Origin of the sequence: Variovorax sp. PDC80 (genome assembly GCF_900115375.1) — a bacterium.
GTDB lineage: Bacteria > Pseudomonadota > Gammaproteobacteria > Burkholderiales > Burkholderiaceae_C > Variovorax.
Genome location: NZ_FOWG01000004.1, coordinates 317,688 through 331,947, shown reverse-complemented (window position 1 = coordinate 331,947; position 14,260 = coordinate 317,688). Strand labels below are relative to the sequence as shown.

Sequence of the window (14,260 nt, the reverse complement as noted above, 5' to 3'; positions counted from 1 at the left end):
GCGCCTTATTCGGAACTGCCGGCCGGCTTCTCGCTGGCCGCCGCCGCATCCAGCGCACCGGCCACGGCCGGGTTCGGGCTGGTGGCCAGCGACTTCAGCAACGCCGGGTTCTGCAGCGCCTGCGCGATGAGCTGCTCGGCGCCGTTCTTGCCGTCCATGTAGGACAGCAGGTTCGACAGTTCGGTGCGCGCATCGAGCAGCTGCTGCAGCGCGTCGACCTGGCGCGCGATGCGCGCGGGCGAGAAGTCGTCCATGCTGTCGAAGGTGATGTCGACATTGAGCTGGCCGTCGCCGGTCAGCGTGTTGGGTACCTGGAAGGCCACGCGTGGCTTGATCGACTTCATGCGGTCGTCGAAGTTGTCGATGTCCACCGCCATGAACTCGCGCTCGGCGAGATCGGGCATCGGGTCGACCTGCTTGCCCGCGAGGTCGGCGATCACGCCCATCACGAAGGGCAGCTGGATCTTGCGTTCGCTGCCGTAGATCTCGACGTCGTACTCGATCTGCACGCGCGGCGCGCGATTGCGCGCGATGAACTTCTGACCACTGTTCCTGACACGGTTGTCTGCCATAAAGCTTCCTCTTGATTCTTCGATCGAATGCGTGCGGACCGCGTGCGCCGGCCGCCGGCGCCTACTGCGATGCGTCGGACCCCGAAGGCCGGCCCGCCAGGCTCTCCAGCTTCTGCAGTCCCTCGGGCATGAGCTCCTCGATGATCTGGAAGAAGTTGAGCGCCAGCAGCTTCTGCGCCCTGCGTATCAACAGGGGCGCGGGATGGCTGGGCTCCGCGCGCTCCAGATACCGGCACGCCTTTTCCAACAACACCTGCACATCTTCGCGGCTCGTTATTTCAATATCGTTGATACCGATCGCGCGTAGGCCGGGACCGCCACTTGCAGCGGTCTCGATCGCGCCCGGCGACGAAGACGTCGCGGCCGGATCGATCGCCGATGGGCTCTGGCGTGCGGTCTGTGGCGCCTCGACCGCGCTCTGCAATGCCTGCTCGGGCAGCAGCTGCGCCACCGTGCGCATCGATCGTTCGAGGCGCGAGAAATCGGGGGCCCAGCTCTGGCCCAGTGCACGTTCGGAGGTCTCGCGGATGCGCTGCAGCAGCGCGAGCGCCGCGCGCAACGCGACGATCGGCGGCGCGTCGTTGTCGTAGGCGCGGCGCGCGGCCTCGCGCAGGCGGCCCACGCCGCCCGGGTAGTCGATCTGGTCGGCCTTGCTCGAATCGAGCAGCGCCTCGACCTGTCGCAAGGTCATCGTCACGCCACCGTCATCGAGCAACCGCGCATCGCGCACGCTGCGCCCGATGCCTTCGCTCTCGGCCAGCGCGGCCAATGCATTCATGCGCGGCAGCGGGTCCTCGTCGCCACCGTCGACCACGCGCGGATGCACGTCGTCCCAGTAGGTCTGCAGCACCACGTCGACCAGCTGCAGCCCTTCGACGTAACCCGGCAGGCCGCGGTTCTCGGTCCATGCGAGCGTGAGCGGCACCAGCACGCGCAGGTCGCGCGTGCGTTCGCACAACTGCCTGGCGATGCGCTCGACCTTGGTCCAGTCGGGCGGCTCGGCCGGAATGATGGTGTTGCCGAACTGCTGCTCGCGCTTGCCGAGCGTTGCCTGCTGCAACGCCATGAAATCGGCGTCGTATTCCAGATCCTCACCGCACGGAAGCGGGCCCTCGACGGGCTTTTGCAAAAGCTCGATCTCTGCCTGCGACACCCGATCTCCCTCGTTCAACCAATCAAAACATTAACGAATCATTGGTTATCTTGAGTGGAAGCGAGGAGCCGGTCAACTACATCAGAGGTCATCATGCCGTCTCTGAATCACAAAGAAGTACATCTTCCATTAACGTTACACAGTACGGCTTAACGGTGCATGACGGCACCATGACAGAACTCAGCGCAGCAGGCCGCGCGCGCCCAGGTTGCGCATCAGCGCGCCGATGCCGAAGGTCCAGCGCGGTGCCTTGTCGGCATGCGCGACGCGATTGACGAGCGCGCCGAGTTCGGGCGCCGCGATGCGCACGATGTCGCCGACCGTGTGCGTGAAGCCCTGGCCCGGACCGTGGCGGTCCTGCGTGGGCGCGAACATCGTGCCGAGGAACAGCATCAGGCCATCGGGATAGTCGTGATGGATGCCGATGGCCTGCGCCACGAGGTCGAGCGGATCGCGGCTGATCTTCGCGAGCGAGCTCGAGCCCTCGAGCACGAAGCCCTCGGGCCCGCGCACTTCGAGCGCGACCGTGATGCGGCGCACCTGCGCGATGCCGAAGTGCGCATCGAACAGGCGGATGAACGGACCGATGGCGCACGATGCGTTGTTGTCCTTCGCCTTGCCCAGCAGCAGTGCGCTGCGGCCTTCGAAGTCGCGCAGGTTGACGTCGTTGCCGAGCGCGGCACCCAAGGTCTCGCCGCGGCTGTTGACGGCGAGCACGACCTCGGGCTCGGGGTTGTTCCACACCGAGGCCGCATGGATGCCGATATCGGCCCCCGTGCCCACCGACGAGAGCACGGGCGCCTTGGTGAAGATCTCCGCATCGGGACCGATGCCGACCTCGAGGTACTGCGACCACGCGCCCTGCGCGATCAGCACCTCCTTGGCCTTCATCGCCTCGGGCGAGCCCGGCACGATGTCGGCGAGGTTGTCGCCGAGCACGCCGCCGAGCGCCGCGCGCGTGGCCTCGGCCTTCGATGCATCGCCGCGCGCCTGTTCCTCGATCACGCGCTCGAGCAGGCTCGCGACGAAGGTCACGCCGCTGGCCTTGACGGCCTGCAGGTCGCAGGGCGCGAGCAGCCAGGGCCGGTCCTCGTTGCGCGCGCCGCCGTAGCTGTTGGCGAGCACCTCGGCCAGCTCCGCGATGCGCGGTGCCTGGCCGCTGCGCAGCACGCGCCGCACGGCATCGGCGGGCGACTCCTGCAGCTCGAGCAGGTCACTCATGGTGGGCGCGAGCCGCGAGAGCTCATGCAGGCCGTCGCCCTGCACGGCCACGAGCACGGGGCCCACGCCCGGTTGCCAGAGGCGGCCGACGAGGGTGGCCTGGTCGGCGTCTTGCGGGAGGCTGGTGGCGGTCTGGAGATCGAGTGACATGGCGTTGGTTGTCTCTGGAGGTTGGAAGGAATGCGCGGGCATCGTAGCGCCGCACGCGCCGCGGCGTGCGGTCTTCCACCGACAGGGACCCCGTGGCCTCAGTGCCCCGGCGCCGCGCGCACGCGCGCGACCTCGGCCTGCAGGTCGGGCCAGGCGGGCTCCTGCGGCGCGAAGCGCGCGCGCATGTAGCCCGCGAGCTCGGCGATCTGGCGGTCGTCGAGCGCGTCGCGGAAGGCAGGCATGAAGCCGATGTCACGCGTCGCGGGATCGCGCACGCCATCGAGGATGGTGCGCAGCAGGTTGTCGGGCTTCGCGCTCGCGAGGTTGCCGTTGAGCGCGAGCGGCGTGTTCACGCCCAGCAGCGTGGGGCCGTCGCCGTCATGGTGGCAGGCGGCGCAGGCGCTGTCGAACATGCGCTGCGCGGGGCCGAGCAGCTGGCCCCGCGTGCGCGCCGCCGTGTCGACGATGCGCCGTGCCTCGGCCTGTGCGGTGGCCTCGGGCACGGGCTCGGGGTTGAACGAGGCGAGGTAGGTCGCCATCGCGCGGATGTCGGCGTCGGGCACGGCACCGAGCTCGCGCACCACCTCGGCCATCGGGCCGCCCGCGATGCCGTGGCGCGGCGAGTGGCCGTCGCGCAGGTAGCGGTAGAGCGGATCGGCATCCCAGGGCATGGCGGACTTCGAGCGCATCGTGAGCGACGGCGCCTCCCAGCCATCGACCATCGCGCCCGACAGGAAGGCGCTGCCGCCCTGCTCCGCGCCCAGCGCATTGCGCGGCGTGTGGCAGGCGCCGCAATGGCCGAGGCCGTTGACGAGGTAGGCGCCGCGGTTCCACTCGGCGCTCTGCGTGGCCACGGGCGCCAGCGGCGCGGGATCGTGGAAGAGCGCGTTCCATCCGGCCATCAGCGGCCGCAGGCTGAACGGGAACTTGAGTTCGGACTTCGGCGTTTCGGCGCGCACCGCGGGCATCGCCATGAAGTAGGCATAGAGCGCCTGCAGGTCGTCGTCGCTGGTCTTCGCGAAGGCGGTGTAGGGGAAGGCCGGATAGAGGTGATGGCCGTCGCGCGACACGCCCTCGCGCATCGCGCGCTGGAAGGCGCTGAAGGACCAGCGGCCGAGGCCGGTCTCGGCATCGGGCGTGAGGTTGGTGGTGTAGAGCGTGCCGAAGGGCGTGTCCATCGCGCGGCCGCCGGCGTTGGGCGCACCGCCCGGCGCGGTATGGCAGACCGCGCAGTCGCCGAGCGCCGCGAGCACGCGGCCGCGCTCGATGGTGGCCTCGCTGTAGACCGGCGCGGTGAGCGACACCGGCGCGATTGCCGAGCGCCAGCCGAGCAGGCCCGCGACGACGCCGATGCCGCCGACCACGAGCGCGGCGCCCGTGGCCCACAGGCTCTTGCGCGTCGGCCATGGCGCATCGGTCTTGCTCCTTCCCCCTCTGGGGGAAGGTCGGGATGGGGGCACGCCGGCATCCCCATCGCCCGGCGGCTTGCCGTCGCCCTCTCCGGGCGGCGGCGGCAACAGCCCGCGATTCAACTCCGCCAGCACCGTCTCCGGCGTGAACGGCGGCGCCCTGAAGCGCACGCCCGTCGCATCGAAGATGGCGTTCGCGATCGCCGCCGTGCCCGGCACCGACGAGGACTCGCCCGCGCCCAGCGACGGCTCGCCGGGGCGCGGCATGTGCATGACCTCGATCACCGGCACTTCGCGGAAGTTGATGATCGGGTAGCTGCCCCACTCGCGGCTCGCGACCACGCCCGAGGGCAGCACGCCCGGCAGTCGTTCGCCGCCCTCGGCCGGCCCGGACTGCGGCGCGAATTGCACCTGTTCCTTGAGCGCGCGGCTCGTGGTCTGGATCACGTTGCCGTGCACCTGGTGCTCGACGCCCGCGGGATTGACCAGCAGGCCCGCGTCGTGCCCCACCACCACGCGGCGCACGTGCACCTCGCCGGTCCGGCGGTTGACCTCGACATCGGCCACCCAGGCCGCCCAGGCGGCGCCGAAGCCCGGCCACTTGCTGTGCACGTAGCGCGCATAGGCGAAGCCCTGGCCGAACAGGATGTCGCCGCCGGGCCCGAGCCCGCCCTCGGCGTTCTCCTGCGGGCCGGTGCGCAGCCGCCAGCCGGCCTTCTGCGCGGTGGCCTGCACCAGCTCGACCGCGCGCGGATCGTCGAGGTGGCGCAGCCGGAACTGCACCGGGTCGACGCCGGCCGCGGTCGCGAGCTCGTCGATGTACGACTCGTGCGCGAACGAGCTCGGCAGCGCCGACACGCCGCGCAGCCACGAGGCGCGCACGATCGGCGCCATGTCGTTGACCTTCACGCGCAGGTTGTCGTAGCCGTAGGGCGGGCGCGCGGTGCGGTCGCCCATCTCGTAGGCCTGCGCCACCGGTTCGATGGCGCGCGTGAGCAGCAGCGCGAGCGTGGGCGCGCCGTTCGACGGATAGGAAGTCTGGAAGTCATAGGCCGCGACGCTGCCGTCGGCCGCGAGGCCGCCGTCGATCTCCATCAGTTGCGCGGCGCCCTTGGGCTCCCACGCATGCTCCTGCTCGCGCGTGAGCTGCACGCGCACCGGCGCGCCCACGGCGCGCGCGAGCAGCGCGGCATCGGCGGCCACGTCGTCGGCGCCGTTGCGGCCGTAGCAGCCCGCGGCTTCCATGCGCACCACGTCGACCTGCAGGTCCTGCACGCCGAGCAGCTTCGCGAGATCGGCGCGCAGCACGTGCGGGTTCTGCGTGCCGGCCCAGCAGCGCAGTTGGATGCCGCTGCCAACGTCGTCCGCGGGCTGCCATTCGGCCAGCGCGCACGAGGGCCCGATCGAGGCATGCATCTGGTAGGGCCAGACATAGGTGCGCGGCATCGGATGCGCGGCGCGCGCGATCGCGCCGTCGACGTCGCCCTCGTCGACCAGCAGGCGCTGCGTCGAGGGGTTGTCGCGCAGCGCCTGCGCGAGGTCGTCGAGGCCGGGCATGCCGGGCCAGGGCTTCCAGCGCACGCGCAGTTCGCGCAGCGCCTGTTCGGCGTGCTCCTCGCGCTCGGCCACGAGGCCGACGAAGTCGCGGATCACCACCACCGCACGGATGCCGGGGATGTGGGCGATCGACGATTCGTCGACCGATTCGAGCGTGTTGCCGATGAAGTCGCCATGGTCGGCGCCCGCGTAGGGCGGACGCACCACGCGGCCGTGCAGCATGCCGGGCACGCGCATGTCGTGCACGAAGACCAGTTCGCCCGCGAGCTTGGCCGGGATGTCGACGCGTGCCTGCCGCGTGCCGACCACGCGGTAGTCGGCCGGGTCCTTGGTGGCGGCCTTCGCATCGAGCTTGAGCACGGTGCGCTGGCCCGCCACCAGTTCGGCGTAGCTCAGGTGCCGGTCGGGCGCCTCGGCCACGCGCACGATGCCGTTGCGCGCCTGCAATGCCTCGGGCGCCACGCCCAGGCGCTCGGCCGCGCGCGCGAGCAGCCAGGCGCGCGCCTGCGCGGCCGCGAGGCGCAGCGGCTGCGCATGGATCTGGATCGAGGCGCTCGCGATGGTCGCGCCCTGGTTGGGCGCGCGCGCGGTGTCGCCGAGCATCACGCGCACGCAGGGCATGCCGAGCTCGAGCTCCTCGGCCACGATCTGGCCCAGCGCGGTCTGGATGCCGGTGCCGAGGTCGACATGGCCGTTGAGCGCCGAGGCGCTGCCGTCGTCCCACACCGCGAGCAGCACCTCGTCGCCCTCGGCGGGATTGCCCGCGATGAAGGCCGGCTGGCCCTTCGCCGGCGGCGGAGCCGGCGGGGTCTCGCGCACCACCAGCAGCACGCCTTCGGCGGCGAGGAACTCCGCGCGCGTGCGCGGCAGGTCGGCGCGCCGTGTCATGGCTGCGCCGCCCGCAGCTGGCGCGCCGCGCGCTGCGCCGCGTCGAGGATCTCGATGTGCGTGCCGCAGCGGCACAGGTTGCCTGAGAGCTCGCTGCGGATGCGCGCCTCGCTGGCGCCCGGCTCGCGCGCCAGCAATGCCGCCACCTGCATCACCATGCCGTTGAGGCAGTAGCCGCACTGCGCGGCCTGCGCCTGCTCGAAGGCGGCCTGCACCGGGTGCCAGTCGCCGCGCGTGCCCAGGCCCTCGAGCGTGGTGATGGCGCGGCCCGCCACGCCGTGCGCGGGGATCACGCAGGCGCGCGCGGCCATGCCGTCGACATGCACCGTGCAGGCGCCGCACTGGCCGAGGCCGCAGCCGTACTTGGGACCGTTGAGCCCGAGGTCGTTGCGCAGCACCTGCAGCAGCGAGGCCTCGCGCGGCACCGCGAGCGCGCGCGCATGGCCGTTGACCCTCAGTTGCAGCGGCTCGGCACGGCCTTCAGCGCCGCAGCTGGCCGTCACGGGTGTACATCTCCAGGTCCACGAAGTTCGAGCCGTTGTGGTTCTTCGGCCCGTACTCGATCGGGAAGTCGCCGAAGCGCGTGCTGCCGATGCTCTCGAGGCCCGCGACGAAGCTCTCGCGCGTGAGCGCCTTGCCGCCGCGGCGCAGGCCCTCGGCCATCACGCGCGCGACGATGTAGCCCTCGAGCGCGGTGTAGCTGTCGATCTTCTCGCCGAATTCGGCGCGGTCGCGCTGGTAGTCGGCCACGATGGGCACGCGCACGGCCTGCGGCGGCGGCACGATGCTGGCCGTGACCAGGCCCGCGAGCTTGCCCTCGAGCCGCTGCGCCGAGCCGGCCGCGTCGGTGATGCCGACCGACAGCGTGTACAGCGGCGCGCCGCCCGCGCTCGCGCGGTAGTCGCGCATGAAGACCTCGACCTGGCGTCCGGCCATGATCATCACGACCGCGCCGGGCCTGGCCTCGGCGAGGCCCGCGACCACCGGCTTCGCATCCTCGGCGGCGATCGCCAGCGGGAAGGTCTTGACCACCTTCACCTTGTAGTCGGCCGCGAGCTCCTCGCAGGTCGCGAGATTCGACTTGCCGAAGGCGCTGTCCTGGTGCACCACCGCGATCGACTGGATGCCGATGGTCGACAGGTGGCTGATGATCTTGCGCAGCTCGAGGTCGTAGCCCGCGCGCACGTGGAACAGCAGCCGGTTGGTCTTCGTGCGGAACGAGGTGGTGCCCACCAGCGGCGCGAACATCGGCACGCCCGCCTTCTCGGCCAGCGGCATCGCGGCCGCGAGGTTGCCGGTGGCGACGTAGCCCGTGAGCGCGAACACCTTGTCCTCGTCGATCAGCTTCGCGGTGTTGAGCGCGGTCTTCGCGGGTTCGTAGACGTCGTCGTAGCTCACCAGCTCGAGCCGGCGCCCGTTGATGCCGCCGCCCTTGTTGACGCGGTCGAAGTGCAGCTTGATGCCCGCGCGGTAGTCGATGCCGAAGTCCTTGGCCGGGCCGCTGAACACCGCCGACTGGCCGATGCGGATGGCGCCGTCGCTCACGCCGTTCTCGGCGCGCGCGGCGGCCAGCAGGCCGGGGCCGAGCGCGAGGGCCGCGCCGCCGGCCACCAGGGAGCGCCTGGAGAGGGAAATCGTCATGGGGTCGTCTTGTCTCGGAGTTGTGTTGTGCCGATGCGCGGCGGGGGCCCGCGCATCGCCGGGCTTCCCTGTCGTCTTCTCAGGCGCCCTGGATGTCGGCCGACTGGATGCGCTTCACGCCCTTGGCGCTCATCTGCTTCCAGGCCGCGGCCAGCGAGCCGTTGAGGTCGATGGCGCGCGTGGCGTCCTCGATCACGTAGGCATCGAAGCCGGCCTTGCGCGCATCGAGCGCGGTCCAGGCGACGCAGAAGTCGGTTGCCAGGCCGGTCACGAACACGGTCTTGATGCCGCGCGCCTTGAGGTAGCCGGCCAGGCCGGTCGAGGTCTTGCGGTCGGCTTCCTCGAAGGCCGAGTAGCTGTCGACGTCGGCGTGGAAGCCCTTGCGGATGATCAGCTGCGCGGTCGGCAGCTTGAGGTCCTTGTGCAGCGCCGCGTCGTCCGTGCCCTGCACGCAGTGGTCGGGCCACAGCACCTGGTTGCCGTAGTTCAGCTTGATGCTGCTGAAGGGCTTCTGGCCCGCGTGCGCGCTCGCGAACGAGGCATGGCCCTGGGTGTGCCAGTCCTGCGTGACCACGATGTTCTGGAACGAGGCCGCCAGCTGGTTGATGACCGGCACCACGTCGGCACCGCCCTTGACCGGCAGCGTGCCGCCGTCGATGAAGCAGTTCTGCACGTCGACCACGATCAGCACGGCCTTGTCGCCGGGCTTGATCTTCGCGCCGGCGGCGAAGAGCGCGCCCGAGGCGCCGAGCAGGCCGAGGGCGGCCGTGGATTGGAGGAAGCGTCTGCGGTGCGTGTCGTTCATGGTCTGTGCTCCGTGCTTGCGTTGATGGAAACGAAACCCTGCAAGGAATGCGCCCGAAGGCGCATCGACTGACTGACTAGACGCTCAGGTACGCGCGCCGCACTTCCTCGTTGGCCGCGAGCTCGGCCATGGTGGCGTGGTAGCGGATCTGGCCCTTCTCGAGCACGTAGGCACGGTCGGAGACCAGCTCCGCGAAGTGCATGTTCTGCTCCGACAGCAGGATGCTCACGCCCTGCGCCTTGAGCTCGAGGATCATGTTCGCCATCTGCTCGACGATGACCGGCGCCACGCCCTCCGAAGGTTCGTCGAGCAGCACCAGGTAGGGGTTGCCCATCAGCGTGCGCGCCACGGTCAGCATCTGCTGCTCGCCGCCGCTCATGCGCCCGCCGGGGCGGTGGGGCATCTCGCCGAGGTTGGGGAACAGCTTGAACAGCCGCTCGGGCGTCCACAGCGGCGCCTCGCTGCCGTCGGCCCAGCGGCGCGCGGCCTGCTTGCCGACCTCGAGGTTCTCCATCACCGTGAGGTCGGTGAACACGCGCCGGTCCTCGGGCACGAAGCCCAGGCCCAGGCGCGCCGCGTGGTGCGGTTCGCTCTTCGAGATGTCGTGGCCCAGGAAGCGCACCGCGCCGCGGCGCTTGCCGAGCATGCCGATCAGCGCCTTGAGCGTGGTCGACTTGCCGGCGCCATTGCGGCCCATGAGCGCGACCACCTCGCCGCGCCGCACCTCGAGGTCGACGTCGTAGAGGATCTGGGCGGCGCCGTACCAGGCGCACAGGGCCTTGGCCTGGAGCAGGGGTTCGGAAGCGTTCGTCGTGTTCATGCCGCTGCTTTCTCGAAGGTCTTGCCGCTGCCGAAGTACACCTCCTGCACCTTGGGGTGGTCGCGGATCTCGAGCGGCTTGCCCTGCGCGATGAGGCGCCCGCGCGCCAGCACGATCATGCGGTCGGCATAGGCGAACACCACGTCCATGCTGTGCTCGGTGAACAGCACGGCCATGCCGCGGTCGATGACCAGCTGCTTGGTCAGCGCCATCAGCGAGTTGCGTTCCTTCGGCGCCATACCGGCCGTGGGCTCGTCCATCAGCAGTAGCTTGGGGCTGTTGGCCATCGCGATCGCGAGCTCGACGCGCTTGACGTCGCCATAGGCCAGCACGCTGCAGGGCCGGTCGGCCTGCGACTTCATGCCGACCTGGTCGAGCAGCGCCAGCGCCTCGTCGCGCTGGTGCTCGGCGGCGCGGCGCCACATCGAGAACAGCTTGCGGTCGTGCGAGAGCAGCGCCATCTGCACGTTCTCGACCACCGTGAGCGAGGCGAAGGTCTCGGCGATCTGGAAGGTGCGGCCCACGCCCATGCGCCAGATCTCGCGCGGCTTGCGGCCCACGAGCTCCTGGCCGTCGAGCGTGATCGAGCCCTGGTCGGCCTTGAGCTGGCCGTTGACCATGTTGAAGGTGGTGGACTTGCCGGCGCCGTTGGGGCCGATCAGCGCCAGCAGCTCGCCGGGCGGCAGCTCGAAGCTGATGCCGTCGACGGCCTTGACGCCGCCGAAGGACTTGCCGAGGTTGTTGACCTTGAGCAGGCTCATGCCTTCACCTCCTCGAGCTTCGCATCGACGGCCTTCTTCTCTTCCTTCGGCGCGCGGAAACGCTCCGCGAGCTGCTTGATCGATCCCGCGATGCCCTGCGGGAACAGCAGCACCAGGATCAGGATGATGGCGCCGAGCATCGCGCGCCAGTAGTCGGTGTTGCGCGCCACGGTGTCGTGCAGCCAGGTGAAGGTGACGGCGCCGACCACCGGGCCCGCGAGCGTCTGGATGCCGCCGAGCAGCACCATCACGAGGCCGTCGACCGACTTGCCGACCGACAGCGTCTCGGGCGAGATGCTGCCCTTGGAGAACGCGAACAGCGCGCCGGCCAGGCCCGCCACCGCGCCCGCGATGACGAAGGCGGCCCACTGCATGCGCTTGACGTCGATGCCGATGGCGTCGGCGCGCAGCACCGAGTCGCGGCCCGCGCGCAGGGTGTAGCCGAAGGGCGAATACAGCACGCGGCGCAGCCACCAGACGCCGGCCGACACCAGCACCAGCGTGAGCCAGTAGTAGGCGCGCTTGTCCGACAGCCAGGCCGAGGGCCAGACGCCCGTGAGGCCGTTGCTGCCGCCCGTGAAGCTGTCCCACTGGTAGGTGATGGCCCAGGTGATCTGCGCGAAGGCCAGCGTGAGCATCGCGAGGTACACGCCCGACAGCCGCACCGCGAACCAGCCGTAGACGAAGGCGCCGAGCGCGGCCACCAGCGGCGCGACCACCAGCGTGAGCTCCATCGGCAGGCCCAGCGAGCGCGCGAGCAGCGCGGCGCCGTAGGCCCCGAGGCCGAAGTAGGCCGCATGGCCGAACGAATGCATGCCGGCCGGGCCCATGATGAAGTGCAGGCTGGTGGCGAACAGGGCCGCGATCAGCAGGTCGATCATCAGCACCAGGGTGTAGGGCGAGCCGGCCGTCAGCACCGGCAGCGCGGCGAGCACCAGCGCGAGCACCGCGGCGCCGGCCAGGTAGAGGTTGCCGGCGCGGCGCAGCGGTTCCTCCTGCATGCCGACGTAGCGGCTCGGCGCCTGCGCGCGGCCGAACAAGCCCCACGGGCGCCACACCAGCACGGCCGCCATCACGAGGAAGTCGACCATCAGCGTGAGCTTGGAGAAGGACACGTCGATGCCGAAGATCTGCACCACGCCGAGCCAGATGCACACGGCCTTGATCTCGGCGATCAGCAGCGCGGCCACGTAGGCGCCGGGCAGCGAGCCCATGCCGCCGACCACCACCACCACGAAGGCGGCGCCGATGGTGTTGAGGTCCATCTCGAGCGTGGCGGGCTCGCGCGGCAGCTGCAACGCGCCGCCCAGGCCCGCGAGCAGCGCGCCGAGCGCGAACACCGCGGTGAAGAGCCACGCCTGGTTGACGCCGAGCGCGCTGACCATCTCGCGGTCCTGCGTGGCGGCGCGCACCAGCGTACCGAAGCGCGTGCGCGTGAGCAGCAGCCAGACCAGGCCCAGCACCACCGGGCCGACCACGATCAGGAACAGGTCGTACGAGGGGAACTGGCGCCCGAGGATCTCGACCGAGCCCTTGAGGCCGGGCGCGCGCGGGCCCAGCAGCTCGTCGGGCCCCCAGAGCCACAGCACCGCGTCCTTGATGACCAGCACCAGCGCGAAGGTGGCGAGCAGCTGGAACAGCTCGGGCGCCTTGTAGATGCGGCGCAGCAGCAGCACCTCGATCAGCGCGCCGAGCACGCCGACCGCGACCGCCGCGATCAGCAGCGCGGGCCAGAAGCCCAGGCTCGCGCCGAGCTTGTCGACCAGCGTGTACGCGAGGTAGATGCCGACCATGAAGAAGGATCCATGGGCGAAATTGACGATGCGCGTCACGCCGAAGATCAACGAGAGGCCGGCCGCCACGAAGAACAGCGACGAGGCGCCGGCCAACCCGTTGAGCAACTGAACAACGAAGCCTGAAAAGCTCATTCAAGGATCCCGAGGAACTGGAAACTCCCGCCCCCGCCAGGCGCCCGAGGCGCATGGCTGACGCGGTGGTGGTGCCACCTGCTGCCCATGCCGTGCACGCGCGGACCGTTCGGGCAATGCCCGCGGTCCGCGCGCAGCGGCATCAGTCGGCGGGGCGCATCTTCTTGACTTCGTCGTCGCTCGGCTGGAACTTGGCGCCGTCGAGGTAGACGTAGTCCACCATCACGCCCTTGCCGCCGTCGTTCTTCGTCTTGCCCACGTACGCGCCCATGGTCGACTGGTTGTCCTGCGCGCGATAGCTGATCTTGCCGAAGGGGCTGTCGAGCTGCAGGCCCTTGAAGGCCGCGACCAGCTTCTCGGTGTCGGTGCTGCCGGCCTTCTGGATACCCGCCGCGATCGAGTGGATGGCGCTGTAGCCGACCACCGAGCCCAGGCGCGGGTAGTCCTTGAACTTGGCCTGGTAGGCGTCGAGGAAGGCCTTGTGCTCGGGCGTCTTGATGCCGCTCCACGGATAGCCGGTCACGATCCAGCCGTTGGGCGCCTCGTCCTTCAGCGGATCGAGGTACTCGGGTTCGCCGGTCAGCACGCTGACCACTTCACGGTCCTTGAACAGGCCGCGGGTGTTGCCCTCGCGCACGAACTTCGAGAGGTCGGCGCCGAACAGCACGTTGAAGATCGCGTCGGGCTTGGCATCGGCGAGCGCCTGCACCACGCTGCCCGAATCGACCTTGCCCAGCGGCGGCGCCTGCTCGGCGACGAACTCCACGTCGGGCTGCGCGGCCTTCAGCAGGGTCTTGAAGGTCGCGACCGAGGACTGGCCGTACTCGTAGTTGGGGTAGACGATGGCCCAGCGCTTCTTCTTGAGCTTGGCGGCCTCGGGCACCAGCATCGCGACCTGCATGTAGGTCGAGGGACGCAGGCGGTAGGTGTAGCGGTTGCCGTTGCTCCAGACGATCTTGTCGGTCAGCGGTTCGGCGGCGAGATAGAAGAACTTCTTCTGCTTCGCGAAGTCGGTCAGCGCCAGGCCGGTGTTCGAGAGGAAGGCGCCCGCGAGCACGTCGACCTTCTCGCGCGAGATCAGCTCCTCGGCCACGCGCACGGCGTCGCCGGGGTTCGCGTTGTCGTCGCGGCTGATCAGTTCGATCTTCCGGCCGTTGACCCCGCCCTTGGCGTTGATCTCGTCGACCGCGAGTTCCATACCCTTCTTGTAGGGCTCGAGGAAGGCCGGCTGCGCCTTGTAGCTGTTGATCTCGCCGATCTTGATCACGCCCTGGGCGTGCGCGGGAACGAGGGCGCAGGTCAGGGTCAGGACGGAAGCCGCGCTGAAAACATGGCGCAAGGGGATCATCGGGAAG

Annotated in this window: 11 protein-coding genes; all 11 read right to left on the bottom strand. The window is 70.0% G+C overall.

Annotation, left to right across the window (positions count from 1 at the left end):
• Positions 1-5: 5 nt before the first annotated feature.
• Entirely contained in the window at positions 6-572 is a 567-nt protein-coding gene (gene tssB / locus BM109_RS14945; protein WP_093343892.1) for a type VI secretion system contractile sheath small subunit, read from the bottom strand.
• Positions 573-633: 61 nt separating this feature from the next.
• Complete coding sequence (gene tssA / locus BM109_RS14940; protein ID WP_093343890.1) at positions 634-1,725, bottom strand: type VI secretion system protein TssA; 1,092 nt, start codon at positions 1,723-1,725, stop codon at positions 634-636.
• 180 nt (positions 1,726-1,905) lie between these two features.
• Positions 1,906-3,096: a fumarylacetoacetate hydrolase family protein gene (locus BM109_RS14935; RefSeq protein WP_093343889.1), complete on the bottom strand. Its 1,191-nt coding sequence runs from the start codon at positions 3,094-3,096 to the stop codon at positions 1,906-1,908.
• A 98-nt stretch (positions 3,097-3,194) separates the two neighbouring features.
• Positions 3,195-6,950: a molybdopterin cofactor-binding domain-containing protein gene (locus BM109_RS14930; protein ID WP_093343887.1), complete on the bottom strand. Its 3,756-nt coding sequence runs from the start codon at positions 6,948-6,950 to the stop codon at positions 3,195-3,197.
• Positions 6,947-7,453, bottom strand: a complete 507-nt coding sequence (locus BM109_RS14925; protein WP_093343886.1) for a (2Fe-2S)-binding protein — start codon at positions 7,451-7,453, stop codon at positions 6,947-6,949. Before BM109_RS14925 ends, BM109_RS14930 begins: the two co-directional genes overlap by 4 nt.
• Positions 7,431-8,591 carry an ABC transporter substrate-binding protein gene (locus BM109_RS14920; protein WP_177239350.1) on the bottom strand — a complete coding sequence of 387 codons (1,161 nt, stop codon included), beginning with the start codon at positions 8,589-8,591 and terminating at the stop codon, positions 7,431-7,433. Before BM109_RS14920 ends, BM109_RS14925 begins: the two co-directional genes overlap by 23 nt.
• 79 nt (positions 8,592-8,670) lie before the next feature.
• Positions 8,671-9,396 carry a bifunctional nicotinamidase/pyrazinamidase gene (gene pncA / locus BM109_RS14915; RefSeq protein WP_057593414.1) on the bottom strand — a complete coding sequence of 242 codons (726 nt, stop codon included), beginning with the start codon at positions 9,394-9,396 and terminating at the stop codon, positions 8,671-8,673.
• A gap of 76 nt (positions 9,397-9,472) precedes the next feature.
• Positions 9,473-10,216 carry an ABC transporter ATP-binding protein gene (locus BM109_RS14910; protein ID WP_057593415.1) on the bottom strand — a complete coding sequence of 248 codons (744 nt, stop codon included), beginning with the start codon at positions 10,214-10,216 and terminating at the stop codon, positions 9,473-9,475.
• Positions 10,213-10,977 carry an ABC transporter ATP-binding protein gene (locus tag BM109_RS14905; RefSeq protein WP_057593416.1) on the bottom strand — a complete coding sequence of 255 codons (765 nt, stop codon included), beginning with the start codon at positions 10,975-10,977 and terminating at the stop codon, positions 10,213-10,215. The genes BM109_RS14910 and BM109_RS14905 overlap by 4 nt, the downstream gene beginning before the upstream one ends.
• Positions 10,974-12,905, bottom strand: a complete 1,932-nt coding sequence (locus BM109_RS14900; RefSeq protein ID WP_093343884.1) for an ABC transporter permease — start codon at positions 12,903-12,905, stop codon at positions 10,974-10,976. Before BM109_RS14900 ends, BM109_RS14905 begins: the two co-directional genes overlap by 4 nt.
• Positions 12,906-13,047: 142 nt before the next feature.
• On the bottom strand, positions 13,048-14,253 hold the full coding sequence (locus BM109_RS14895) for an ABC transporter substrate-binding protein (RefSeq protein ID WP_093343883.1): 1,206 nt from the start codon (positions 14,251-14,253) through the stop codon (positions 13,048-13,050).
• Between the last annotated feature and the right edge of the window lie 7 nt (positions 14,254-14,260).

Bases quoted from the DNA above. Each gene is read 5' to 3' on its own strand.
- tssB (WP_093343892.1), bottom strand. From the start codon at position 572: ATGGCAGACAACCGTGTCAGGAACAGTGGTCAGAAGTTCATCGCGCGC.
- BM109_RS14935 (WP_093343889.1), bottom strand. From the start codon at position 3,096: ATGTCACTCGATCTCCAGACCGCCACCAGCCTCCCGCAAGACGCCGAC.
- BM109_RS14930 (WP_093343887.1), bottom strand. From the start codon at position 6,950: ATGACACGGCGCGCCGACCTGCCGCGCACGCGCGCGGAGTTCCTCGCC.
- BM109_RS14920 (WP_177239350.1), bottom strand. From the start codon at position 8,591: ATGACGATTTCCCTCTCCAGGCGCTCCCTGGTGGCCGGCGGCGCGGCC.
- pncA (WP_057593414.1), bottom strand. From the start codon at position 9,396: ATGAACGACACGCACCGCAGACGCTTCCTCCAATCCACGGCCGCCCTC.
- BM109_RS14910 (WP_057593415.1), bottom strand. From the start codon at position 10,216: ATGAACACGACGAACGCTTCCGAACCCCTGCTCCAGGCCAAGGCCCTG.
- BM109_RS14905 (WP_057593416.1), bottom strand. From the start codon at position 10,977: ATGAGCCTGCTCAAGGTCAACAACCTCGGCAAGTCCTTCGGCGGCGTC.
- BM109_RS14900 (WP_093343884.1), bottom strand. From the start codon at position 12,905: ATGAGCTTTTCAGGCTTCGTTGTTCAGTTGCTCAACGGGTTGGCCGGC.
- BM109_RS14895 (WP_093343883.1), bottom strand. From the start codon at position 14,253: ATGATCCCCTTGCGCCATGTTTTCAGCGCGGCTTCCGTCCTGACCCTG.